General features: G+C 33.5%; 17 protein-coding genes and 1 tRNA gene. 14 read left to right on the top strand and 4 right to left on the bottom strand.

Annotation, left to right across the window (positions count from 1 at the left end):
* The first annotated feature begins 59 nt into the window (after positions 1-59).
* Together ABDH49_06745 and ABDH49_06740 are read left to right on the top strand one after the other, a co-directional pair.
* Positions 60-530 carry a hypothetical protein gene (locus ABDH49_06745; GenBank protein MEN3046660.1) on the top strand — a complete coding sequence of 157 codons (471 nt, stop codon included), beginning with the start codon at positions 60-62 and terminating at the stop codon, positions 528-530.
* Between the two features lie 2 nt (positions 531-532).
* Complete coding sequence (locus ABDH49_06740; GenBank protein ID MEN3046659.1) at positions 533-925, top strand: VOC family protein; 393 nt, start codon at positions 533-535, stop codon at positions 923-925.
* A gap of 110 nt (positions 926-1,035) precedes the next feature.
* On the opposite strand, the gene ABDH49_06735 is transcribed toward ABDH49_06740, so the two are convergent.
* Both ABDH49_06735 and ABDH49_06730 read right to left on the bottom strand, forming a co-directional pair.
* The gene (locus ABDH49_06735) at positions 1,036-2,277 is read right to left on the bottom strand and encodes a pitrilysin family protein (protein MEN3046658.1); all 1,242 of its coding nucleotides are present in this window, start codon (positions 2,275-2,277) and stop codon (positions 1,036-1,038) included.
* Between the two features lies 1 nt (position 2,278).
* The gene (locus ABDH49_06730) at positions 2,279-3,550 is read right to left on the bottom strand and encodes a pitrilysin family protein (GenBank protein MEN3046657.1); all 1,272 of its coding nucleotides are present in this window, start codon (positions 3,548-3,550) and stop codon (positions 2,279-2,281) included.
* A 145-nt stretch (positions 3,551-3,695) separates the two neighbouring features.
* Between ABDH49_06730 and ABDH49_06725 the strand changes: the two genes are divergently transcribed.
* The 7 genes from ABDH49_06725 (at position 3,696) to rpe (ending at position 18,849) form a co-directional block, all read left to right on the top strand.
* Positions 3,696-6,227 carry a S8 family peptidase gene (locus tag ABDH49_06725; protein MEN3046656.1) on the top strand — a complete coding sequence of 844 codons (2,532 nt, stop codon included), beginning with the start codon at positions 3,696-3,698 and terminating at the stop codon, positions 6,225-6,227.
* Positions 6,228-6,237: 10 nt separating this feature from the next.
* Positions 6,238-8,856 (top strand): hypothetical protein, encoded by a 2,619-nt coding sequence (locus ABDH49_06720; GenBank protein MEN3046655.1) that lies wholly within the window; start codon positions 6,238-6,240, stop codon positions 8,854-8,856.
* 77 nt (positions 8,857-8,933) lie between these two features.
* Positions 8,934-9,509 (top strand): hypothetical protein, encoded by a 576-nt coding sequence (locus tag ABDH49_06715; protein ID MEN3046654.1) that lies wholly within the window; start codon positions 8,934-8,936, stop codon positions 9,507-9,509.
* Positions 9,506-14,524, top strand: a complete 5,019-nt coding sequence (locus tag ABDH49_06710; GenBank protein MEN3046653.1) for a S8 family serine peptidase — start codon at positions 9,506-9,508, stop codon at positions 14,522-14,524. The genes ABDH49_06715 and ABDH49_06710 overlap by 4 nt, the downstream gene beginning before the upstream one ends.
* Positions 14,525-14,624: 100 nt before the next feature.
* Positions 14,625-17,177 carry a S8 family serine peptidase gene (locus ABDH49_06705; GenBank protein MEN3046652.1) on the top strand — a complete coding sequence of 851 codons (2,553 nt, stop codon included), beginning with the start codon at positions 14,625-14,627 and terminating at the stop codon, positions 17,175-17,177.
* A gap of 51 nt (positions 17,178-17,228) precedes the next feature.
* Positions 17,229-18,197: a D-alanine--D-alanine ligase gene (locus tag ABDH49_06700; protein ID MEN3046651.1), complete on the top strand. Its 969-nt coding sequence runs from the start codon at positions 17,229-17,231 to the stop codon at positions 18,195-18,197.
* On the top strand, positions 18,190-18,849 hold the full coding sequence (gene rpe, locus ABDH49_06695; GenBank protein ID MEN3046650.1) for a ribulose-phosphate 3-epimerase: 660 nt from the start codon (positions 18,190-18,192) through the stop codon (positions 18,847-18,849). The genes ABDH49_06700 and rpe overlap by 8 nt, the downstream gene beginning before the upstream one ends.
* Positions 18,850-18,853: 4 nt before the next feature.
* Here the strand turns inward: rpe and ABDH49_06690 are convergent.
* Positions 18,854-18,928, bottom strand: a tRNA-Arg gene (locus ABDH49_06690).
* A gap of 11 nt (positions 18,929-18,939) precedes the next feature.
* Entirely contained in the window at positions 18,940-20,235 is a 1,296-nt protein-coding gene (locus ABDH49_06685) for a citrate (Si)-synthase, eukaryotic (protein MEN3046649.1), read from the bottom strand.
* Positions 20,236-20,297: 62 nt separating this feature from the next.
* Here ABDH49_06685 and dapF point away from each other — a divergent pair, with 62 nt between their 5' ends.
* The 5 genes from dapF to ABDH49_06660 all read left to right on the top strand — a co-directional run bounded on the left by dapF (position 20,298) and on the right by ABDH49_06660 (position 24,199).
* Positions 20,298-21,086: a diaminopimelate epimerase gene (gene dapF, locus ABDH49_06680; GenBank protein MEN3046648.1), complete on the top strand. Its 789-nt coding sequence runs from the start codon at positions 20,298-20,300 to the stop codon at positions 21,084-21,086.
* Positions 21,070-22,227, top strand: a complete 1,158-nt coding sequence (locus tag ABDH49_06675; GenBank protein MEN3046647.1) for a Glu/Leu/Phe/Val dehydrogenase dimerization domain-containing protein — start codon at positions 21,070-21,072, stop codon at positions 22,225-22,227. The genes dapF and ABDH49_06675 overlap by 17 nt, the downstream gene beginning before the upstream one ends.
* 83 nt (positions 22,228-22,310) lie before the next feature.
* Positions 22,311-22,838 (top strand): ATP-dependent protease subunit HslV, encoded by a 528-nt coding sequence (hslV, locus tag ABDH49_06670; protein ID MEN3046646.1) that lies wholly within the window; start codon positions 22,311-22,313, stop codon positions 22,836-22,838.
* Entirely contained in the window at positions 22,835-23,473 is a 639-nt protein-coding gene (locus ABDH49_06665) for a chemotaxis protein CheW (GenBank protein MEN3046645.1), read from the top strand. Before hslV ends, ABDH49_06665 begins: the two co-directional genes overlap by 4 nt.
* A 3-nt stretch (positions 23,474-23,476) precedes the next feature.
* Positions 23,477-24,199 (top strand): undecaprenyl-diphosphate phosphatase, encoded by a 723-nt coding sequence (locus ABDH49_06660; GenBank protein MEN3046644.1) that lies wholly within the window; start codon positions 23,477-23,479, stop codon positions 24,197-24,199.
* The last annotated feature ends 2 nt before the right edge of the window (positions 24,200-24,201 follow it).

The raw sequence follows: 24,201 nt of genomic DNA, 5'->3' as shown, positions 1-24,201 counted from the left end.
AATAAAAAATAGAAAAGGGATTTGAACCAAGAAGTTATATTATATTATAATCCAGTCTTATGAAAAAATTTTTTTGTTTTCTTTTAATTTATGGATTACTTTTTTCAAAATCAAAATTTAAGTTTGGAGTTAATACATCACTACTTTATGAAAATGGTAAGGCCTATCCTGTTATAGGTATAACAACCTCCTATACTCCTTATCGCTTTTTAACCATTGAGGGAAACGGTGAGTATGTAATAAAGGAAAATCAAAGTGACTTTGCCTTTCCCTTAACATTAAATCTTGTGTATCCTAAGAAATATTTTACCCCCTATATCGGTTCTGGACTCTGCTATAATCACTATAGAAGTTCTGCATTTTCAAGTAGTTCACTTGGGTATAGGTTTAAAGGGGGAGTAAAGTTTCTGGATAAAAGGGGTGCCTCTATGTATTTTGAGTCTTCTTATGATGTTCCTGATTTATTTAAAGGAAAGGGAAGATGGTACTTTACAGGAAAAATTGATAAAGATTTCGAACTTGAATTTTAAAAATGAGGGTTAACCACATATCTGTAGCTGTAAAGGATTTTGATAGTGCTATTAAAGTTTTTAAAAAGATATTTGAAGTTGAACCTGAGATTCATCATTTTGAAGAAAGAAAATTAAAGATAGCAATTTTTCATTTAGATAATTTAATGTTTGAAGTTATTTCCCCCTTGGAGGGAGAAGAGACTGTTTCAAAATTTCTTGAAAAAAGGGGGGATGGGATACATCACATAGCACTTGAAGTTGAAGATGCAGAGGAAAAAATGAATTATTTTAAAGAAAAGGGCTTTAATATAGTAGGTGATATAAGAAGGGGAATCAAAAGCAAAAAAGTCTTTTTCCTTGACCCTCGAGATACAGGAAGAGTCTTAATAGAAATAGTAGAAAAAGAGGGTTAAAGGGAGAGATAAAGAGTTTACTCCGCAGGTTCTCATGGGTTGGTGCTGTGATTACTTAAGCCAAGTCCAAAGGAGGAATAAAGAGCTATTCCGCAGGGAAGCCAAATAGCCTAAGGTCCCAGTCTTATTATAGTAAAGTTTTTAAGGTAAGTATTTGCGCATCTTTTAATTTCCTCTGGTTTTACCCTGGTCAATTCGTGCAAAATATCATCCAAAAAGTTCTCTTTCTCCGTAAGTATGTAAGACTTTAGCATATTTAAAAGGGCTAGATCTGTGGATGAATTCTGTAAGTATTTCAAAGTTTTATAGATATTAAAAGTTTCTATAATTTCCTCTCTTTTTACACTTATTTTTTTCAGGTTTTCAATTTCTTTTAAGATGAATTTAAATGCAGAGTCTGGTAAGGATGATGAAACATAGAAGTATCCATAGTTTTTCTTCTTTAAGGAAAGTCCGGCAAAAACAGAGTAAGATAATCCCTCTTTTGTTCTGATTTTCTCTTCTAATCTAGTAGAAAGGATTTCTGAGAGAGCAAGTAAAATAGGATAGTCGCTGTGTGTGACCTCAGGAAGAGGAAACTTACTTGCTATATAGGTTGTCTTAAAATCTTTTTCTACAATGTGAAAGAAAGTATCTTTTGGTAAAAATTCTTTTATTTCAATCTTTAAATCCTCAGATTTTTCAATTTTACCAAATTTTTCATTAAGCAGTTTATAAACCTCATCTTTTTCAATTGGACCTATGAAACCTAAAATAATATTTCCCGACTTGAAATTCTTTTTAAGAAATTCTTTTATGTCTTCTATTTTAAATTTGCTTACTGTTTCTACTTTCCCATCGTGTTCTATTATATAGGGATGGTTTTTATAAAAGACGTTATTTAGGAGTCTAAAGAGTTTCTGATCAGGATCTTCTTCTTTTCTTTTTAATTTCAAAAGTATGTTAGTTTTTACTGAGTTTACTCTATCTGGCTTAAGCTCTGGTTCAGAAAAAATTTCAAATAAAATTTCTATAACTTTCTTATAGTTTTTAGATGGGGACTTTAAAATTAATACGGAAAAATCATGCTCAGTTATTACTTTACTTTGTATTCCGTATTTTGTCATAACTTTGTGAAGCTGTGGATATGGATTAGATTTAGTTCCCTCAAGTAAAGCATTAAGAGAGAAATTTTCAATTCCGTCCATTCCCTCAGTATACTTTGCCACACCTCCTCTAAAGAGCACACCACAACTTATAACTTCTATTCCCTCAATTTTTTTATAGATTAAAGGTATATTGTTTTCAAGAAGCAAAATTTCAGAAAAAACTCTTGTAGATAAAAGTATCGTAATAAGAACTATTTTTTTCATTTTATTCCTCCTCTGGTTCAAGTATTCCCATTACATAGTTTTTGTTTTTTATATAATTTCTTAAAAATTCTTTTATATCTTCTTTAGTTAATTTTTTTATTTCATCGACGTAGTTTTTAAAGTATTCAAAGTCAGCCGCAGTTATCCAAAAGGAAAACTCAAGGGCAAACCTCTGAGAATTTTCAGTCTGCATGTAAAAATCATTTTCAATAGAAATTTTTGCGTCCTCAATTATTTCATTAGGAAACCATTTTTCATCATCTATAGATTCCAAAAAATAGTTTAGTTTTTTTAAAGCTTCCTCAATTTTAGATTTTTCTAAATCAAGGTTAATAAAGATTTCTCCTGAAGCCTTTTTTGTATAGTACGCAAAAGTTGCACCTCCTGCTATTCCTGAATTTACAAATTCCAGCTGAAATGGAGAATAGGAAAGTGAAAACATTTTTCCTACAAGATCAGCAATGTAAGTATCTTTTCTTTCATAAAGGGTTGAGGGTCCCCTAAAAAGAAGTGTTATCTTTGCACTTTTTACATCTTTTGATTTTATTCTTAAAATTTTTTTTGATTTAAGTTCAGGTAATTTTGATGGCTTTTGATAAGTAGTTCTCTTTTTCCACTTTTCAAATATTTTTCTCGCAAGTTTTTCAGTTTCTTTAAAGTCAATATCTCCAGATATGATCAAGTTACAATTTTCAGGTCCATAGAATTTTTCATATTGCCTAATCATAGTTTCTCTTTTAGCTTTTAAAATGTTGTGTCTAGGTCCTAAGAGGTCATCCCTATAAAACTCTTCTTCAAAAAATAATCTTGAAAGATCTGTATAAAAATTCATTAAGGGATCTGAGTAGTCTCTGTTATACTCGTCAAGAACTACTGTTTTTTCCTTTTCTAGTTCTTTCTCCTCAAAGAGGATTCCTGTTATTGCATGGTATGCAAATTCAAGTCCCTCTTTTAGTTTTTCTTTAGGTAAGGTATAAAAGTAAACAACGTAATTATGAGAAGTTGCACCATTATAGGAAATTCCGAGTTCTCTTACTTTTTTCATGAATTCTTCTTGAGTTTTATATTTTTTATTCCCTTTAAAAAACATGTGTTCTACAAGATGAAAAAGCCCAGCATCTTCAGGAGTTTGGTATTCACCTCCAGCTTTGAAAGAAAGAACAATTGTGACTATAGGGGATAACTTATTTTCTATCATGTAAAGGTTTAACTTGTTCTTTAGTTCAACATGCTCAATATTTAAAAATCCAAACAGGTAAATTATAAAAGGCATTTTATTTTATAATTTTTTATGGGTTTGAACCTGGCAAAATAAATTTTAAAAAAAATTAATTGCCTTGTTCTAATTGACCAAGATTTTTTTTTGTTTTAAGATTATAAAAAGGTTCAAGTCCTCAAATATTAATAGGTTCTAGATTATGTTACAATTAATCATAATCTTAGCTTTAAGTCAAGGTAAGGTTATAAAAAATGAGATAATTCTTTGGCTTAAAGATGATTTAAGGGAATTAATTCATTTTGAAAAAGGGAAAAATACCTTATCTATACCTGAGCTTGATTTTCTATTTGAAAAATATGATGTCTATGAAATTGATAGACTTACAAAAGGAAAGATTTCTGATGAGGCTAAAAAGTTTGATCTTGATCTAATATTTCTTTTGAGAGTTAAAGATGAAAATAAAGCAGAAATGTTAAAGGAGCAGCTTTCCCTTTTGCCTTACGTAAGGTATGTTTTTAACAATGAGGCCTATCCCCTAATGTTTATACCAAATGACCCCTATTTTCCACAGATGTGGAATTTAACCAAGATGAAGGTTCCACAGGCATGGGATATTACTCAAGGTAGTCCAAGTGTTGTTGTTGGAGCTATTGATACAGGTTTATGGTGGGAGCATGTAGATTTAAGAGGTAATCTGTGGGTTAATCCTGGTGAAGATATAAATTCTAATGGTCTTTTTGATTATCCCTTTGATTTAAATGGTATTGATGATGATGGTAACGGTTATGTTGATGATATAATTGGTTTTAATTTTTCTTATGGTATATGGAATCCTTCACCTGAGCCCTCTTTTGGTTCAGATCATGGAACCCATGTTACAGGTACTATGGCTGCTGTTACAAACAATGGAATAGGTATATCTGGAATAGGTTTTAACATAAGGGCTGCTGGTTTAAACTGTCAGCTTGTTTGGCAAGATACTTCATACATTAATTTTTATGCTACTGTTGAAGCCCACTATTACGGAGCCAATATGGGTTTTTCTGTTTTAAATAACTCTTGGGGTGGTTATTTCTGGGAATCAGGAAGAATAAGGATGATGCAAGCAGCAATTGATTATGCAAGGTCAAGGGGAGCTGTGGTTCTTGCTGCAGCCGGTAATGAAAATGTTAACTTAAATAGTTTTCCAATGTATCCTGCTACTTTAAAGGGTGTTATAGCAGTTGCAGCTTCAATGCCAAACGATGTAAGGGCCACTTTTTCAAATTATGGTGATTCTGTGGATGTTACTGCACCTGGTGTTTCAATATGGAGTACAGTTTTAAATAATGATTATGACTCTTGGGATGGCACAAGTATGGCTTCACCGAATGCAGCAGGTGTTTGTGCCCTCATAAAATCCTATTTCCCTTCTATTTCACCTATAGAAGTGGAGAGGTATCTTGAAGGAGGAGCAGATAAAATTGACAGTTTAAATCCTGGTTATGCTGGTTTACTTGGTTCTGGTAGGGTTAATGCTCATATGTCTTTAATTTATCCCTTTTATTCAGGTTTAAAGGTTATTGATTTTAAAATGATTGAGGTACAGGGTGACGGAGATAACTTCTTTGAAGGTGGAGAAATAGTGGGTATTTTTCCTTTTGTTAAAAACGTGGGGCCCCAAAAGGCAGACTCTTTTAAAATAACCCTAAAGGGTTCAACCAACTTTACAGTTATTGATAGTACCGTTTTTTATAGAAACACTCTAAACGTTGGAAATACTATACTTGTAAAATCAGATACTTTTAAAATTCTTTTGAACAACGTAAATGATAAAGATACTTTAAGGTTTAAAATAGATGGCTATCCCACTTCGCTTTACCGTGATTCGAAGCTAAAATTTTTCATAGGTGTTCCTGATGTTCTCGTTTATTACACAGATTCTCTAAATAATTTTTACTATTACTATGAAATTGCCCTTGATTACCTAAATGTAAAGTATGACATTTGGAAACATCATCTCAGGGGTGTTCCCACATTTACTCCTAGTATGCCCCAACTTGTTATATGGGCAACTGGTAACATGACTAGCTGTTTGCAAGAGAGTGAAATTAATTCATTTATGAACTATTTAACTTTAGGGGGAAAACTTGCTTTAACATCTCAATTTGCGGCTGAAAATTTAGATTCTCCTCTTGATACGTTTTTCTTTAGAAATTATTTAGGCATTGATAGGTTTAATGTTCCCTTTGGTGGTGGTCAGGATAAGGCAAGGGGTGTTACAGGTGATCCCTTGGCCCATGGTTGGTTTTTCTTCCTCTCAAGTTCGGCAAGTGCTCGAAATACAATCTCCCCTGATGAAATTCTTAATGATACATTAGGTGGAACAATATGTATAAGGTACGGACCAACCGGTGCATTAAAGGGTGCAGCTGTAAGAACCCTTAACACTGTTTTCTTTGCCTTTCCTCTTGAATCAGTACCATATGAGGGTGCAGCAACACTAACAAAACTTTACCAAGTTATCCATGGCCTTTTCAGATACTTTAATGTCTCCGTAGAAGAAAAAGAACCCCTTGTAAGGTTTAAAGAAAAAGAGAAAATTTCAATTATATTAAAAAATCAAAACAATTTAAGAGCAGAACTTTTTACCTTAAGTGGAAGAAGAATGAAAAAACCAGAAAATCTAATTAAGGGCCTTTACTTTATAAAAGAAAAAGATAGAACTATAAAAATAGTAAATTTAAATTAGGAGAAAGACTATGAAGGTTTTTAAAACTTTAATTTTCTTATTTTCTATTATCTCTTTATGGTCTGGAGAGATTTTACTTGTTGATCATGATGGAAATAAAACTCTTCAAGATGGAACACCCTATGATGCTATAATAAGGGCCTCTCTTTCAAGGCTTGGTTATATTTATAAAGTTTGGAATCATCCTGACACTTTGACATGTCCCCCTCTTGATACACTTTTAAACTATAAGGTTGTTATTTGGAACATTCCCTGTGTAGAGTTTGATTTTCGACCAAAGGATATAGATTCTGCTGTTATGTGTCAATACCTTCGCTCTGGTGGTAAACTTTTTCTTATAAGTCCCGAATTTATAGATTGGATGTTTTACTTTTACGCTATACCTGGTTTCCTTGGTATTTCAAATTATGAAAATGCTGCTTTAGCTAACAGGTTAGCTTTTGGTGTTTCTGGTGCTCCCTATTTTAGTTCTTTCACCTTTCAGTTTGATAATTTCTCTAACAATCCTGGTTTAAATTATTGGCAAAATATAATGGTTCTTTCAACTTCTCAACCTTTAATGAGGGTTAATTACCATCCCTATATGATAAGTGATAGCTGTATAATGCTTTTTAGAAAGTTTCCATTAGGTCAAGATACAGGTAGACTCGTTCATCTTTCTGTTTCTTTTGAAAATATTGTTCCTGAGGTAAAAAGAGATTCTATAGTAAGGAAAGTTTTAGAAGGACTTTTAAAATACCAAAGGCCACAGTTTCCAGATCTTGCAATTTCATCTATTGAAGGTCATGAGATTATTTTTGATTCAATCTTACCTATAAAAAGTGTTAATCAGTATTTTAAATATGAGGTGAAGATTAAAAATTTGGGTACTATAAGTTCTTCTTTAGCAAGTATTACTTTGACTATAAAAGATTTTCAAAATCAAAGTGTATTCTTTTCTGATACAAAACAGATTCAACCTCTTTTATCTTTTGATTCGACCTTAATTGTATTTGATTCCTTTACCTATGTTGTTCCAAAAAAGTATGTCTTTGAATTAAACATAAATTATTCAGATTTAAATAATTTAAACAATTTCTTTAGAGATACTTTTAAAACTCTTTTTGTTCTGTTTTATGATGATTTTGAAGATCAAAATAGGACTTTTTCGAAGTGGGAAAGGGGTTTTGAGGTAACTTCAGAAAGATCCTATAGGGGTTTGCGTTCTTTTTGTGAAATGGCAAATATGAACTATCCAAATATGGCTGATATTAGAACTCAAAATATTCATCCAATTTCTTTGAAGCAATTTAAAACAGCTATATTGTCTTTTTATGTTTACTATAACATAGAATCAGGCTTTGATTACTGTTTTCTTGATATTTCAAAAGATAAAATCCACTATTACACATTAAAAGATTTTACAGGTTTTCATCCCTATTGGGAAAAAGTGGAAGTTGATCTTTCTGGTTATACCCTCTATGATTCTGTTTATATTAGATTTAGATTTAAGTCAGATCCTGGCGCAAATTTTGAAGGAATCTTTATAGATAATTTAATACTTACATGTGATACGCAGGATTTAGGTAAACCTTTAATAATTCATAGAAAGAAACCGGATACTTTTAGTTTTAACAGACCCATAAGTTTAATTGCAGAAATATATGATAAAGATGGTATTCAGAGTGCTTATCTAAAATATTACACTGAAAATAACCCAAGTGATACATCCTCTATTCCTTACGATAGTTTTAGATTAAATAAATATTACTTTACTTTACCCCTTGTTGGAACAGGTGAAAGAGTTTATTACTTTTTTGAAGCTTCTGATGCAAGAGGAAATAAATCTTTTTCAAAGGTTTTTGAGATTGTTCAGGGTAAAAAGTTTTATAACTTTCAAGAAACTCAAAATCCAACTCTTTACTTTGATTTCTATGGTGATCCTGCTGTAAAAATTGGGGATATTTTAATGACAGGATTTGTTTGTAACTATGATTCTATAGAAATGGGGTCAGTTATGTATATGACCTATTCTGACGATGCAAATCCAATCGATACTATTTACGTCTATCTTTTAAATAACTTTCCTGATACTACTCCCCTTTTAAAATTTAAGGATTATCCTGAAAATAACCCACAAAGGAGATTTTCTTGGAATTTATTTACTTTCCCTCAAAGTGTAAAATTTAGATTACATGATACTTTCTTTATCGGTCTAAAAAATTATAGAAACATATATGGATATCCCTATTTCCTTATTGAGGATATAGTTCCCTCATCAAATATGAGTTTTATATATAAAGCTTCAGAAGATACAATCTATCCTCTTATAGATATAATATCTGGGCACAAAGCAGATCCACTTATAATGGTTATAGCAAAAACATATGGTGCTTTATCAGAAAGAGAAAAAATTTATGAAGGAGAAAAAAGGGAAGGTGTAAAGTTCGTAGGTCCCTTACCCTATCTTTTTATATCTGAAGCAGAAAAAGAAAAAATAGTTTTTATATTAGATTCTTCCGGCCGAAAGATAAAGGAAATAAGAGTTTTACCTGCCAAGAATATTTTTGTTAATCTTAATCAAAGAAATAGGGGAACCTACTTCCTTATTATAGATAAAAAAACATACAAGTTCATAGATTTGGAATAAAAATTTGAAATTTGATTAAAAATAAGCTATTATAAACGGATTGGGTTCAATCCCTAAAAAATTCTGAGTAGAGGTAGATGAGTGAGTTTGTTCTATTAATCTTTATGATACTTTCTCCTCCGATAGGGGGAGAAAGTGGTATTGATCTTGAGTCTCTGCGAAGACTTGAGATAAAGGGTCTCTTTAAGGGAAGAATAAGTTTCTTTCAATATGCTAAAATAAGATATCACTACAGCTACCTTTTAAATTTCAGAAATAACTTTAAATACAGATATTTGAATTTAATATCAAAGGAACTTGAACCAAGATTTTTTACTATTTCAAAAGAGAAATACTATGAAAGTTTTGCTGAAAGAAAAGATGTGCCTATTTATACTGATTCAAGATATTCAATTACTGTTGCGGAAAGATTTAGAGCTGCAAAAAGTGAGATAAAAAGAGAGCTTAAAAACTATGTGGCTAACACTCCAAATAGTTTTAACCCCTTGAAAGAAAAAAGAGTTGAACTTCTCAAAAGGAACTTACATAAAAGATTTTACGAGATTCATAAGGAAGTTGCTAAGGAATTAAATCAAATGGATGTAGTTGATAAGATAGAGCATGCAGAAATTATGCAAACAGGCTACTTTAAAAGGGAGGAAGTTAAAGAATGAGGAAGATAATTTTTCTTATTTTCCCTATTTTATTAATTTCAAACGAACTTGACAAAAAGATAGAGCCTCTATTGCTTGAGAAGATGTCTAAAATGAAGGATGATGAGAAGATAAACTGTATCTTCTATCTTGGTCCCTACGATTATGACTTTATTTCAACTATTCCTGATCCTGATGCAAAAGTTGACTATATGAAAAATATTGCCTCTGAGACACAAAGACCTATAGTAGAATTTCTCATATCAAAGGGATATACAGATTCATTAATTCAGCTTTGGATTGCTAATAAGATTGCTGTTAAACTCCCAAAGTATGGAATTTATGAGGTTTTAAGGAATTTTCCACAAATAAGGTATGTTTATTTGAATTTTGAGAGGTTTAAGCCTATACCAGTAGATACAGAACCCCTTTCTGATTTTTTCCCAGGAGAGGAGTATGTTTCAGGAAGTATAGATAATGTAAGAGCTGATGAAGCATGGAGAAGGGGTTACACTGGAAAAGGTGTTGTTATAGGAATTCTTGATACAGGAGTTGACCCAAATCATCCTGTTTTGAAAAAGTCTTATAGAGGTATATCAGCTTGGAATGATCCAGTTGGTGGCACTACAACTCCTAATGATCCGGATGGTCATGGAACAGGAGCGCTTTCTCTTGCTTTAGGTTCTCATGGTATAGGAGTTGCACCAGGTGCAAAATGGATTGCTGCTCGTGGCCTTGGTGGTACTGCTGCTCAATTATCATCGGCTATGCAGTGGTTTGTAAGTCTTCCTGATTCATTAAGACCACACCTTGTAACAAATTCTTGGGGTTCAACAACTGCTAATGATACGACATTATGGGATGAAATAAGGGCTTGGCTTTTAGTTGGTATAATACCTGTTTTCTCAGTTGGTAATGAAGGTCCAACTGCTTCATCTACTAGAGCTCCGGGTGATTTTCCTCTTGTTTTTGGGGTAGGGGGAACTTATTGGCCGTATGATGATGTAATCTCTTATTCTTCAAGAGGACCTGAGCCTAATTCACCACCCTGGAATAGGACTGGATGGTGGCCAAGACCAGATTGGAATAGGCACAAGCCCGATTTTATTGCACCCTCTGAGCCAACAGTAGCAGCAGCACCAGGCGGTGAATATCAGGGATTCAGTGGTACATCAGCAGCATGTCCACATGTGGCTGGTGTTATAGCTCTTTTACTCCAGGCAAATAACTTTGGATTAATAAGGGGAATGACAGGTGTTGATACCTCTGAGATAAGAGCTATCTATAGATTTATGTCTAATAACTCCTATTGGAGTTCAAGTTGGGGGCCAAGGTCTAATGAAGCTTTAAGAGATACCTTTGGATGGGGAAGAGTTGATGCTGAAAAGTATATTTCCAACTTACCTGTTCCTTCAACTCCAAATATCTTTATTGATTCTGTATGGGTAGTAAACACAACTCCTGATAATGATAGAGAGATAGAGCCTAATGAGACAGTTATTTTGGGTATAAGAGTTAGAAATACGGGAGCAAGAGCAACAAATGTGACATTGAGAATAAGGTTTAAAACAAGGGATGGTTCAGCTGATGCTACTGAAATAACTTTAGTTGCCTTTTCCAACAACTATGGAACTCTTGAAAGGGGTCAAACTGCCGATTTTACAAATTTCAGGATATCTACAGGAGCAGCTCTTGTAGAAAATACAACTTATTACTTTACATGTAGAATAATGGCTGATGGTGGTTATAGAACCTATGACTTTTTCAGTTTAACTACAGCAAAGAGGGATGAGCCAGCAGCTACAAGAAGTGTAAGAAATGATAATGGGACTGCTTCCTATTATCCGGGTAATGATCCAGCTTATTCCAATTATAGGTATTTTGCATCAAAGTTTGAGCTTCCAAGGTCAGGAACAATGATTTCCTGTTCTATATATACTTATAATGGATCTAATGTAGCAGTCAACTGCACCTTATTCGTTTGGCCTCATAATAGTGAAAATGATGCACCAGGTCATCCTCCAATTGCAACAAGAATAATAAGTGTAGGGACAGCTGAACAATGGTATAATTTTGATATAGCAGATATTCCAGGAATTCAGGCAGGTTATATATGGGTTGGAGTGAGAAAAGATGGAACAACTAATAATGGTGTTCCCTATCAGGATAGTGATGGTGCTTCTACATCAAATAAAGCTACTAATACAAGAAGTAATCCAGCTTCTTGGAGGGATAGTTATTGGTATGACTTTTTGATAAGACCAAGATTTAATTTTGATCCCTTAAATGCTCCTTTTGTAACTTATGAAGGTTCTCAAATGCTTGATGATTCCTATTATGGAAATGGTGATGGATGGGCAGATCCAGGTGAGAGAATTGGACTTATTATTGCGCTTAAAAATCTTGGTCTTTCTGCCTATAACGTTGTTTGCACTTTAAAGGCAGCAGACGCATTTACAAGCTCAAGGGTTCAGATACTTAAAAATATTTCTACTTTTGGTTATGTTCCTTATGGAAATCCTGCAAGGAATAACTACACTGATCCTTGGGTAATCCAGATCTGGGATGAAGATTCTCTTAGAGGGACAAGAGATTTTTCATTTATTGTTAAACTTGTTGGACAGTATTATACTTCTTCAGGTGGTCCCTTTACTTATACGAACAACTTTAATATTACTGTATCTTCTCCCTTTAATGTTTATGAAACTCAAACTACAGACTGGGATATTCCCTTTGGAACAGGAGGTGGTTATTATACCGATCAATATGGAACATCAAGAAATAAGTATCATTTTTCAGACTTTTATTTTGGATTAACACCAGAGGACACTTTTGTCTTTGACACCCTTTATGCTTATTATTATAACACAGATACTTCTCCTGATCGTGATGATTATGTCCGTCTTGATCTAAATCACCGTTGTCTCACTAATCCTAATTTACCTGGTGCGAATATAGTAGAGTGGACTTCTCCCGCGAACCAAGCAGAGGGCTTTAAATCTTATGGATTTGCAAGAAGAGTTCCAGGGTGGGTTTGGGCTGGAATTTTTACAGCTGGAAGTGCAGCTGATGCTATATGGCCAGTTTTCTTTGGTTCTCCCTTGCTTGGGACAGTTCTTTATAGGTATAACACAACAGTTATTGGTAATGTTAACTGTAACACTAGTTTAATTGATTTTGGAGTAGGCACTCCCTATCTTATGTATGGTGTAATTAGGCATTGGCATCCTACAGTAACCTATTATGCTCCTCCTGGTTGGACATGGCCCATTACTCCAAACCATGTGGCAGCGGGTAGAGACACTGTAATTGACTCACTTAGAGGCACAGACGATGCAATAAACCCAAATGTTCAAACCTCTATTTCCTTTAGCTTTCTAAATAGATCTTCTGTTGATATTCCTCCACCTCCTAATAAGTACTTAAGGGGTTCAATGGATATTTATCTACTTTGTAATAATCTCTACGGATATAGGTTTGAATTCGCTTCAAGACTACCTCCTTTTTCCTATGTAAAATATAAGAGGAATGTGTTTCCAGTACCTGGAGGTAGACATACACTCACATTATACATTGATATGGATGATGAAGATGGGTATGAGTTAATGGGTAACGTATTTAACGTCTGGTATAGATTTTGGGGAATGCAGTTTTCCTTTAAGGCACCGAGGATTTCTCCAAAGAAGCCAGTCTTAGCTGAACATGTTCCATGGTCAGTTACTGACTTTTCAGAATATTATTACAATGCGACCGTCTTTAGATTCAAAACTATAGGTGTTACAGGTGGCTGGCAACAGAACCCTCCAAATCCTAAGAGATGGCAAGGAATAGCAACCATAGCAAGTAGATTCAGCGTTGCAGGAGATTCAATAGATGTAGATTTAAGACTTTATGCTGATAGTCCAACTACTTATTACGACGGTTACATAAACGTTTTAGAAGCTTCTGAGGTTGATGGATCAAGAACTGATTTTATAATAATAAATGGAAGAAGGGTTTCAACCTTCTATTATGCAGGTATATATAACTTTGGTGATACCCCTGATTCAGCAATTGTTGACTTCCAAGGATCAAGGGCACTTTTAACTTTTACCACCTCAACTCCCAATCCTCGAACTGAAATCTTTGCCAATTCAAAGATAGATAAGAATGCAAGAGAACTCTTCCACATTTATGATATAGTGCTTGCTTCAGGTGTTAACCACCAGATCACCGTTACTCCTGGAACAGGACTTGACGTAGCTGTTGCCATTTATGGTTCAGTTGGTCCATACGCAGTTGATTACTATCTAAGAAGGACTGAGGCACTTGCAAGCGTTGACGCAGGAGGCCCTGGAGCGGCTGAAGTTCTCAACTATAACCCCCCTGCCAGTGATACCTACGCACTTGTCATAATAAACAAAAACGTAGTGAATCAATCTTACACCTTAAATGCCTATAACGGTACTTATTATGCAGGCTTTACCGTCCTTGCTGAACTTGAAGGTAACCTAACAGCTGAAAGCGTAAAGGAAGGAATAAAACTTGTCTGGAACTACGATGATAATATAACTGAAGGTGAGCTCTTAAAGAGAGTAATAACTGGAGGTTCTGAATCTGTAAAAGAATATTCTGTAATCCATAGGTTTAATAAAAACAGGGGTAGCTTTATTGATAAAGATGTGAAACCCTACGTTGAATATGAATATCTTGTTAAATTCAGTGTAGGAGATAAAGTTTTAACCTTTGGACCTGTGAGGGCAAGGTGGGATTATGCTATAGGTGAATTTTCTATACTAAAGTTTAGTCCTACTCTGTTTAAAGATAAGTTATCCTTTGTGATAGCTGTTCCTGAGCAATCTGATGTGGAGTTAGTGATTTATAACTCTGCTGGAAGAAAGGTAAAGAAGATCTTCTCAGGTAAATTAGATAAGGGTGTCTACGAGTTTGAATGGAAAGGCGAAACTGATCATGGTAAAAAAGTTGAAAAGGGAGTATACTTCCTTGTTGCAAAGAATAAGGGGAAAACCATAAAGAAAAAGTTTATTAACCTATAAAGTTTTTGAGCCTGCATGCTGATCCTCTAGAGGGGTAGAAAGATAAATTAAAAATCTAGAGGGGGGTTCAAATCCCCTTTTTCTTTTTTATAAATATGATATGAAAAAGTTTTTATATTTTTTTATTTTAGGAATTTTAAGTGGAGAAGAAAATTTAAATCATATAAACATTTCAAGATATAGTTTTGATCCGTTGATAGAGGATCCGCTACCAAGTTATTTAAAGATTAAGGAAACAGAAACAGAATACTTCATTATTCAATTCAAAGGACCTATTAAAAGGGAAAACATAGAGTTTTTAAACAGTGAGGGCATTTTGATATACGATTACATTCCCCATTTTTCCTATATAGTAAAGTTAGAGAAAAAAAGAAGGGAAAAACTTTTAGAAAATTTAAGAAAAAATGAAGATGTAAGGTATGTAGGACCTTTTCACCCCGGATACAAAATTTTAAAATTTACTGAGGGCGATTTTGAGAGAGAGTTTAACCTTTTGATTTTTGAAGACGCTGATGTGGATGAGGTGGAAAAGAAAGTAAGGGAAATTAATATAAAAGTTGTTGACAAATCCTACGAATTTGTAAAGAAACTCATAGTAAGTGCTACTCCCTCTGAGGTTCAAAAAGTAATATTTATTCCTGAGATTCAATTTATTGAGGAAAGACCAAAGAATAAACCACTTAATGAAGTAATAAGATGGGCACTCCAGACAGGAGTTACAAATGATACTTTTATCTGGGGAAAGGGGATTCGTGGAGAGAACCAATTAATAGGTTTTATGGATACAGGACTTGATTATTACGATTGCTTTTTCTGGGATCCCCAGGGTGATCCACCAGGAAATAACCATAGAAAAGTTCAAGCCTATCAGAACTTTGGTTCTGGCGATGGAAGACCTAATGGATCATATGACCATGGAACCCATGTGGGAGGAACAATTGCAGGTAAAGTAGATCAAAGTGATAATACTCAGGACCCAACTGACAAAGATTATAATGGAATTGCAAAGGATGCAAGACTTGTTATTCAAGATGTTTTTAACGGTACAAGTTTTAACTACGGTGCAAATCTTACCACACCTTTTCAATCCGCAAGAAATCTTGGGGTAAGAATTCACTCAAATTCTTGGGGTGAATGTGGGGACCCTAACTGTAACACCCCTAATAACTCTTATTCAACTGCTGCAAGAGAGGTAGACCAATTTATGTGGAATAATAGAGATTTTTTAATTGTTTTTGCAGCTGGAAATGAGGGTCCACAGGCAAACACAGTTACAGCACCATCAGTGGCAAAAAACTGTATAAGTGTTGGGGCTTTAAGGCACAATAACATTAGCCAAATTGCTGGATATTCAAGTAGGGGATGGGCATTTGATAACAGAATTAAACCGGATGTTTGCGGAATAGGCGGAGCTGGCACAGGAACAGATTATGTGCACTCTGCTTGGAATGATCCTACTCCGCATAGTTACTGCGATATTTTAGGGATGGTAGGAACTTCTATGGCAACTCCATCTGTTGCTGGTGCTATTGCTCTTATAAGACAGTACTTTACAGAGGGCTGGTATCCTTCTGGAACAAAAAATCCTGCTAATTCCTTTACTCCCTCAGCAACACTTTTAAAGGCTATGACAATCTCTTCAACTAATTTCCTTGCAACCAATGTATATGATCAAGATTTTGGTTGGGGTAGAGTTAATTTGAGAAATGTTTTATATTTTTCAGGTGATGCAAAGGATTTAAGGATAGCAGAGAAGGCAATTTATGCAACTGGAGATTCTCTTGTTTATGCTTTAAATGTTTTATCAAGCTCTATACCACTAAAAATAGTTCTTGTATGGCTTGATGCACCTGCTGCTGTTAATGCTAACCCTGCATTAGTTAATAATATTGACTTAAAGGTAAGGGATCCTAACTCAGTTTTGTATAGGGGAAATGTTTTCTCTGGTGGCCAAAGCACTACAGGGGGTTCCCATGACAATAGAAACACAGTAGAACTTTTTTATAGAACAGCCCCTACTCCTGGAGTTTACTATATTTCCGTTATAGGTAGAAATATTCCTGTCCCAAGCGCACAGGGCGTTCCCTTTGCTTTAGTGATAACAGGTGACCTTGGAGCTTTGATGGGCGAAGAAGAGAGCTACTTTGTTGGAATACCACTAACTGATAGAATCATTTTGAGAGCTAAAGGAATTTATAAAAATGGAAATGTTGTCCTTAAAAGAGACGGAAATGTTATATATTCTGGCAAATCTGTTGATGGAAACTTTGAATATGTAGATAATGATGTTAAAAGTAATAGAGAATATAGCTACGAACTTATCTCAACTTCCTTAGCAGGAGAAAAAAGATACTTTGGTCCTATTAAAGTAAAATTTAGGGGCTTCAACTTTGATATAAAAGTTAAAAGAAATGTAATTAGTAATGAGCTTAATTTAATTTTACTTAATCCAGAAAAGGGGAAGATAAATATTTCTCTTTTTGATCTATCTGGTAGGGAACACAAAATTATTGAAAATAAAGAAATTGAAAGAGGCGTCTATTCATTTTTCATTCCTTTAGATAAATATGAAATAAAACAGGGCAATTACATTCTTTTGGTTAGAAAAGATAAGGAGGAAATTAAGAAAAAAGTTGTTGTTTTGAGTAAATAATTCGTTTTTATTTATTTTTAACTTTATTGCCCCTTTTTTTATACTTAAATAATGAATTTTGACAAAAAGGAAATAATTGAAAAATTTAAAGATAAGATAATTTTGGTTATTTGTGGTGGAACATCGGGTGAAAGGGAAGTTTCCCTAAGATCTGGTAGAAACGTGTATAATGCCCTTAAGCACTTTAATTTAAACGTTAAACTTTTAGAGATACAAAAAGATTTTGTAAAAGAGATCTTAGAAGCAAGACCCTTTGATGTAGTTTTTAATATACTTCATGGGAAACCGGGTGAAGATGGGACAGTTCAAGGATTTCTTGAACTTCTCTCTATCCCATATACGGGAAGCTCAGTACTCGGCTCTGCAATAGGGATGAATAAGATAGTTGCAAAAAAGATTTTTATATCTGAAGGTATTCCAACACCACCCTTTGTCACAATCTATCACTACGAAAACTTTGAAGAAAAACTAAAAGAAGCAGAAGAAAAATTTGGATACCCTATGATGCTAAAACCAAAAGATGAGGGCTCAAGCTTAGGCGTATCAATATGCAAAAACAAGGACGAGGTCATTAGAAATTATTATGAAAATAAACATAGGTTTAAAGACTTTTTCCTTGAAAAATACATAAAAGGTAAAATAATAACAACAGGTATACTCGGGACGGGGAAAAAGGCCTTTGCTTTACCGATTCTTGAGTTAAGGCCACTTAGAAGGGAGTTTTACGATTATACAGCAAAGTATACAAAGGGAGAAACAGAGTTTATTTTACCAGCAGAGCTTTCGCCTGAGCTTACAGAGTTAGTTCAAAATCTTTCTTTAAAAGCACACCTTGCTCTTGAATGTAGAGGTTTTTCAAGAGTTGATGGTGTAGTATCTGAAAGTGGTGAACCCTATATACTTGAGGTAAACACTTTACCCGGCATGACTGATCTCTCTGATTTACCAGCAGAAGCAAAGGCCTATGGTTTAACCTATGAAGAGCTCGTTCTCTTTATTTTAAATACCGTATATGATTAAAAATAGAATAAGGATTGGTCCTTCAATAATTGCCGGTGATTTTAGTAATCTCAAAAAGACAATAAGAAAAATTGAAAAATCAAATTCAGATTTTATCCATGTCGATGTAATGGATGGAAATTTCGTTAATAATATAACCTTTGGTCCTATGATTGTGGAAGCGATAAGGAAATTAACAAACATGCCGATTAGTATTCACCTTATGATTATTGAACCAATAAGATATATAAAAAGATTTAAAAATTCTGTACCTGCTCTTATTTCTTTTCATATAGAATCTACAAAAAAAGTAAGAGAAACAATTGAAGAAATTCATCATTTCACAAGAGCAGGGCTTGCTCTAAATCCAGAAACAAAAATCGAAGAAATAGAAAGCTATTTAAACGATATTGAAGAGGTTTTGGTTATGAGCGTAAATCCCGGATTTTCCGGTCAAAAATTTATTGAAGGAGTTTTAGATAAAATAAAAATGATCAGAGAAGTTAAAGAAAAAAATAAATATAAATTTGAAATAGCAGTAGATGGAGGCCTAAATAAAGAAACTATTCCTTTAGTATTAGAGGCAGGTGCAACTACTCTCTGTATCGGTTCCTTTTTCTTTAAGTATAGAAATATAAAAAGTTATATAAAAAAGCTAAAAAATTTAGAGTAAATTCTACGCCCGGCGGGACTTGAACCCGCAACCTTCTCCTCCGGAGGGAGACGTTCTAATCCACTTGAACTACGGGCGTAAATACTTAAACTACTTAACATTCTCCTTCAACCACTCAAGAGTCACACTCTTTGGTCTTTCAATAGGTAAACCTAAGGCTCTATCCCATATTAACTGAACTGTTATACCGATAGCCCTTGAAACACCAAACAAAACCGTATAAAATGGAAACTCAGTTATTCCATAATGATAAAGAACACAACCTGAATGAGCGTCCACATTTGGCCATGGATCCTTTACTTTCTGAAGCTGCTGCAAAATAGGAGGAACAACCTCATAAAGCATAGAAACAATCTTAAAGATCTCATCATCAGGCATATACTTTAAAGCAAACTCTCTAAAAGCAATATACCTTGGATCTGTCTTTCTTAAAACCGCATGCCCATATCCTGGAATTACCTGGCCTGAATTTATAGTATCCCAACAGTACTTTTCAAGAACTTCCTTTGTAATTGGCTGATCCTTAAACTTTTCCTTTAAATTCAAAATCCATCTCAAAACTTCTTGGTTGGCAAGACCATGCAAAGGACCTGCAAGACCATTTAAGGCTGCTGAAATCGAATAATAAACATCAGAAAGAGCCGATGAAACAAGGTGCCCTGTATGAGCTGAAACGTTTCCTCCCTCATGATCACAGTGAAGAACCATATAAAGCCTCATTAACTCATAAACTTCAGGATTTTCATAACCCATCATGTAAGCCAAATTTGCTGCCCAATCGAGCTCTGGCTTAGGATCTATAAAATTCCCCCCTCTGTAAAGATATCTATAAACATAAGCGGCGACAACAGGTACTTTTGCTAAAAGATCTAAAGTATCTTCATAAAAATACTCCCAATATTTAGCCTTAGGAATTCCCTCCCAGTAGGCTTTAGTGAACTTGGATTCTCTCTGCATTGCAAGAATTCCCATTGAGAATAAAGTCATAGGATGTGTATCTGAAGGCATTTTTTTCATCATTTCAACTACATAAGATGGAAGATCCATCCTCTTTTTAAATTCATCCTGTATTTCCTTTATATCCTCTTCAGTTGGAAATTCACCGATCAGTAAGAGATAAAATATCCCTTCAGGTAAAGGTTCATTAAAACCTTTTGCCTTTGGAAGTTTCTCTCTAACTTCTGGAATTGTGTAACCCCTAAATCTTATTCCCTCATTAGGATCAAGAAGTGAACCTTCCCATACCATGCATTTTACATCCCTCATTCCACCATAGGCTTGGTCCACTGTTACCTCAGAAATTACTCTATTACCATATTTTTCCCTAAATTCTTTTACTTCTTTTACTCTTTTTTCAATTTTTTCTCTTAATCTTTCCTTTAACATTTTTACACCTCCTTTTAGTTTATTATATGAAATTATAAATCTAACTTTCTTATAATTTCCAAATGAAGTTGAATTTTTTTAAGATGGAAGGAACGGGTAACGATTTTATTGTTTTTTTCAATGTAAATCCAAAAAAAGTATCAAAGTTTATTTCTGCCTTATGTGATAGAAAAAGAGGAATAGGAGCTGATGGTGTTTTGTTTTCTTTAGAAGATAAAGAATTTGACTTTAAAATGATTTATTTCAACTCAGATGGAAAAAGGGCAAAATTTTGTGCAAATGGAGCAAGGTGCCTGATCTACCTTAATTATCTTAAAACTAAAAAGAGAAAATTTAATTTTATTGCTGATGATGGAAAACATTACGGCGAATATTTGGGAAATAATCTTGTTAAACTTAAAGTCTTGGTGTCTCCCTCGGTAAAGAATATTTGTATCTCAGACAAAGAATACACGTTAATAGATACGGGTGTCCCTCATCTTATATGCGAAGAAGAGGATATCGATGAAATTAACGTTATTGAAAGGGGAGCCTTTTTAAGGTATCACAAACTTTTTGAGCCTGAAGGGACCAATGTGGATTTTATTTCTATAATTGATGAGAATAAGGTAAAAATAAGGACGTATGAAAGGGGAGTAGAGGATGAAGTCCTATCCTGTGGCACAGGTGCTGTTGCTGCTGCCTTTTACTTAAGACTTAAAAATAAAAAAGATAATTTTGAAATCTTTACAAGAGGCGGTGATACTTTAAAAGTCACTTTTATAAATGATGAAGCCTTTTTAATAGGAAAAGTAAATTTAACCTTTAAAGGGGAAATTAACCTAAAATCCCTCGATGTTAGAAGAATTTAAAAATTTCATAACTAAGGCTTGTAAAGAAATTGGGTTTCCAGAGGGAATTATTTCTTTAATTTTAGAGCCTGAACTTATTGAAATAAGAAATATCCCATACGATCATGAGGGAAAAGTTCATACATTTAAGTGTATAAGGGTAGTTCACTCAACCAAAAAGCCCTCTTTTCTTGGACCTATAAGAATAAAAGAAAATATTAATCTTGATGAACTAAAATTATTTTCTCTTTTTACAACACTACAGGGTTATCTTTTAAATATTCCTTTTTCTGGAGTTTCTGCAGGAATTGAGGCTAACGAATTCTTCATTAAAAATAATAAAACAAGAAGACTTCTTACGGAAAAGTTCGTTTCTTTAATAAATGATGATAATACATTTTTCTTTCCTGAAGAGGGTTATGAAGAGGAAGACGCATTTCTTTACAATTTTACTGGTAAAATACCAGAAATGGGTGGTGTTCCTCAAAGAAGAGAAATTTTAAAAAGGGGGTTAAAAATTTTTTTTGACAAATTCTCAGAAATGGAAAATATAAGTTTTAAAAATAAAAGAGTTTTTATTCAGGGTGCAGGTAAAATTTCTCTTCTCTTTTTTGAAATAATGAACGAAATTAATGCAAAAGTTATAGGAATATCAGATTCAAAGGGAGCAATAATTTCTAATAACATTGAATATGAAAAACTTTTATTATTGAAAAAAGAAAAAGGATCCGTCAAAGAATTAGATGGAGAAAAAATTACAAACGCAGAGCTTTTAATGGGTGAAACAGATATACTTATACTCTGTGGTCCCTCAGATGTTATAAAACAGAGTAATTTTGAAAAGATAAGAGCAAAGGTAATTATTGAGGTAGCTCCATCAGCGATAAATCACGAAATCTATGAAATACTCTCGAAAAATAAAAAAGTACTACCCGATATAATTGTAGGATTACCCATAATTTATATAAACTCCCTTGAAGCCTTAAAGAGAAGTTCGCTCCTTTTTCTCGAAGAAGAAATTAGATATTATGAAAACAATTTAAAAAACATTTTCTCAGATATTTACGCCTTTAGTGTGGCGAAAAATAAATCTTTAAAACTTTCAGCCCATATGGTTTCTCTTCTTAAATTTGGACGTCTACTTTTTTATAGAGGTCCATAGAGACTTTTCCTCTAAATTCTTAATGAATAGAAAAAAGGAGTTTTGAAGTTGCCTTTCCTTCTCAACTAGATTAAAATAAATAAATGATAAGGTCAACCACAGTTCTGGGGATTTTAAAGGATGGAAAGGCGGTTATAGGGGCTGATGGACAGGTAACTCTCGGAGAGACTGTATTAAAACATAGTGCAAAAAAAGTAACAAAAATTTATAACGATGAAGTTCTAGTTGGTTTTGCAGGTTCTGTTGCAGATGCTTACACCCTATTTGAAAATCTTGAAAAAAATCTTAAAGAATACAAGGGTGATCTCCTTAGAGCCTCAGTGGAATTGGCAAGAAAATGGAGAACAGATAAATTCTTAAGAAGACTTGAAGCCCTTCTTGCTGTGTTAAATAGAGAAAGAGCACTTATAATAACAGGGGGAGGAGAAGTAGTTGAACCTGAATATGGTATAGTTGCCATTGGGTCAGGCGCTGCTTATGCTAGGGCTGCTGCCTTAGCCCTTTTAAAAAACACAAACTTAAGCCCAAGGGAAATAGTTGAAGAATCCCTTAAAATTGCTGCTGAAATTTGTATATACACAAACCAAAACTTTACAATACTTGAACTATGAAAGAAAAAGATGAAATAAGTTTTCAAAAGTTTCTCGATTTTATAAAAGAAAAAGAGATAGAGAAAGCAGAAGAAAAACAACTACTTAAAGAAGAGGAAAAAATATTGGATTTTAAGGGGATCGATAAGAGAGAAATTGATAAAAGAGAAGAAAGGGAGATCACTATGATTAAAGAGGAGTTAAAACCAACGGATATAGTTGAAGTTGAGGGTGAATTAGAAGAACCAGAGGAATACTTAATTTTTAAAGTAAGTGATGAAAGTTACGCTGTTTATACCTATCAGGCAACAGAGGTTGTAACAGACTTAGAGATAATTGAATCAGCTGATCTTCCTGAATATGCCTTAGGTATGACTAATTTTAGAAATTTAATGATTCCTGTTTTATCTTTTTCAAAATTACTCGGAATTGATAAGGAAGTAGAGCCTTACTCTTATCTTTTTATTGAAAAAGAAAAAAGAGAGCATTTTTTCATAAGAGTAAGTCAAGTAAGAGGTATTTTTAAGAAAAAAGATGTAAAACTTCTTGAAGTTCCCTTTAACCTCGATAAAGAAATTGTAAAAAAAATTATTCTGATCGATAAAGAGCTTATACCTTTAATTGACATTATTAAACTAGTTGAAAAGAGGAAATAGAGTTTGAAAGAGATAATACTTGGTTTATTTCAAGGTTTAACAGAGTTTTTACCCATTTCATCTTCAGGCCATTTGGTTTTACTGCAAGAAATCTTAGGCTTTAACATAAAAGGAATAGGAATTGAAACTTTATTACATCTTGCTACTTTTTTCTCGGTTATTTTTTACTTTAGAAATAGGTTAATAGCCTATTATTACAAAAATTTTTTTAAAATAATAGTTGGGATATTGCCAGCAGGTATCTTTGCCCTTTTTTTTAGAGAAAAAATTGAGTATTTTTTTGAAGATGCCGATTTTCTTTTTATCTTCTTTTTTCTAAACGGCTTTTATCTTTTACTTTCTTTTTTAAAAGAGGGAAACAAAGTTTTGGATATAAAAAAGGCACTTATAATTGGCTTTTTTCAAATATTTGCACTTTTACCTGGTATTTCAAGATCAGGAATAACAATTACGACTGGTCTTTTGTTAAAAGTAAGTTCAAGGGAAAGCTTTGAGTTTTCTTTCTATATGTATCTTCCACTTGTACTCGGCGCTTTCCTAATTGAAATTGATGACTTAAAAAACTTAGAAGTTTTACCCTCTATTTTCTCTTTTATTTTTGCCTTTTTATCAGGACTTCTTGCCCTTTATATCCTTGAAGGTTCACTAAAGAAGAAATACTTTCCCTTTTTTGGTATTTACACTATACTTCTTTCCATATTTTGCTTTTTTAACCTAAATAAATAATT

It is taken from the genome of Candidatus Hydrothermales bacterium, assembly GCA_039630235.1.
Taxonomy (GTDB): Bacteria; Hydrothermota; Hydrothermia; order Hydrothermales; family JAJRUZ01; genus JBCNVI01.
This window is presented reverse-complemented; position numbering and strand designations above follow the sequence as displayed.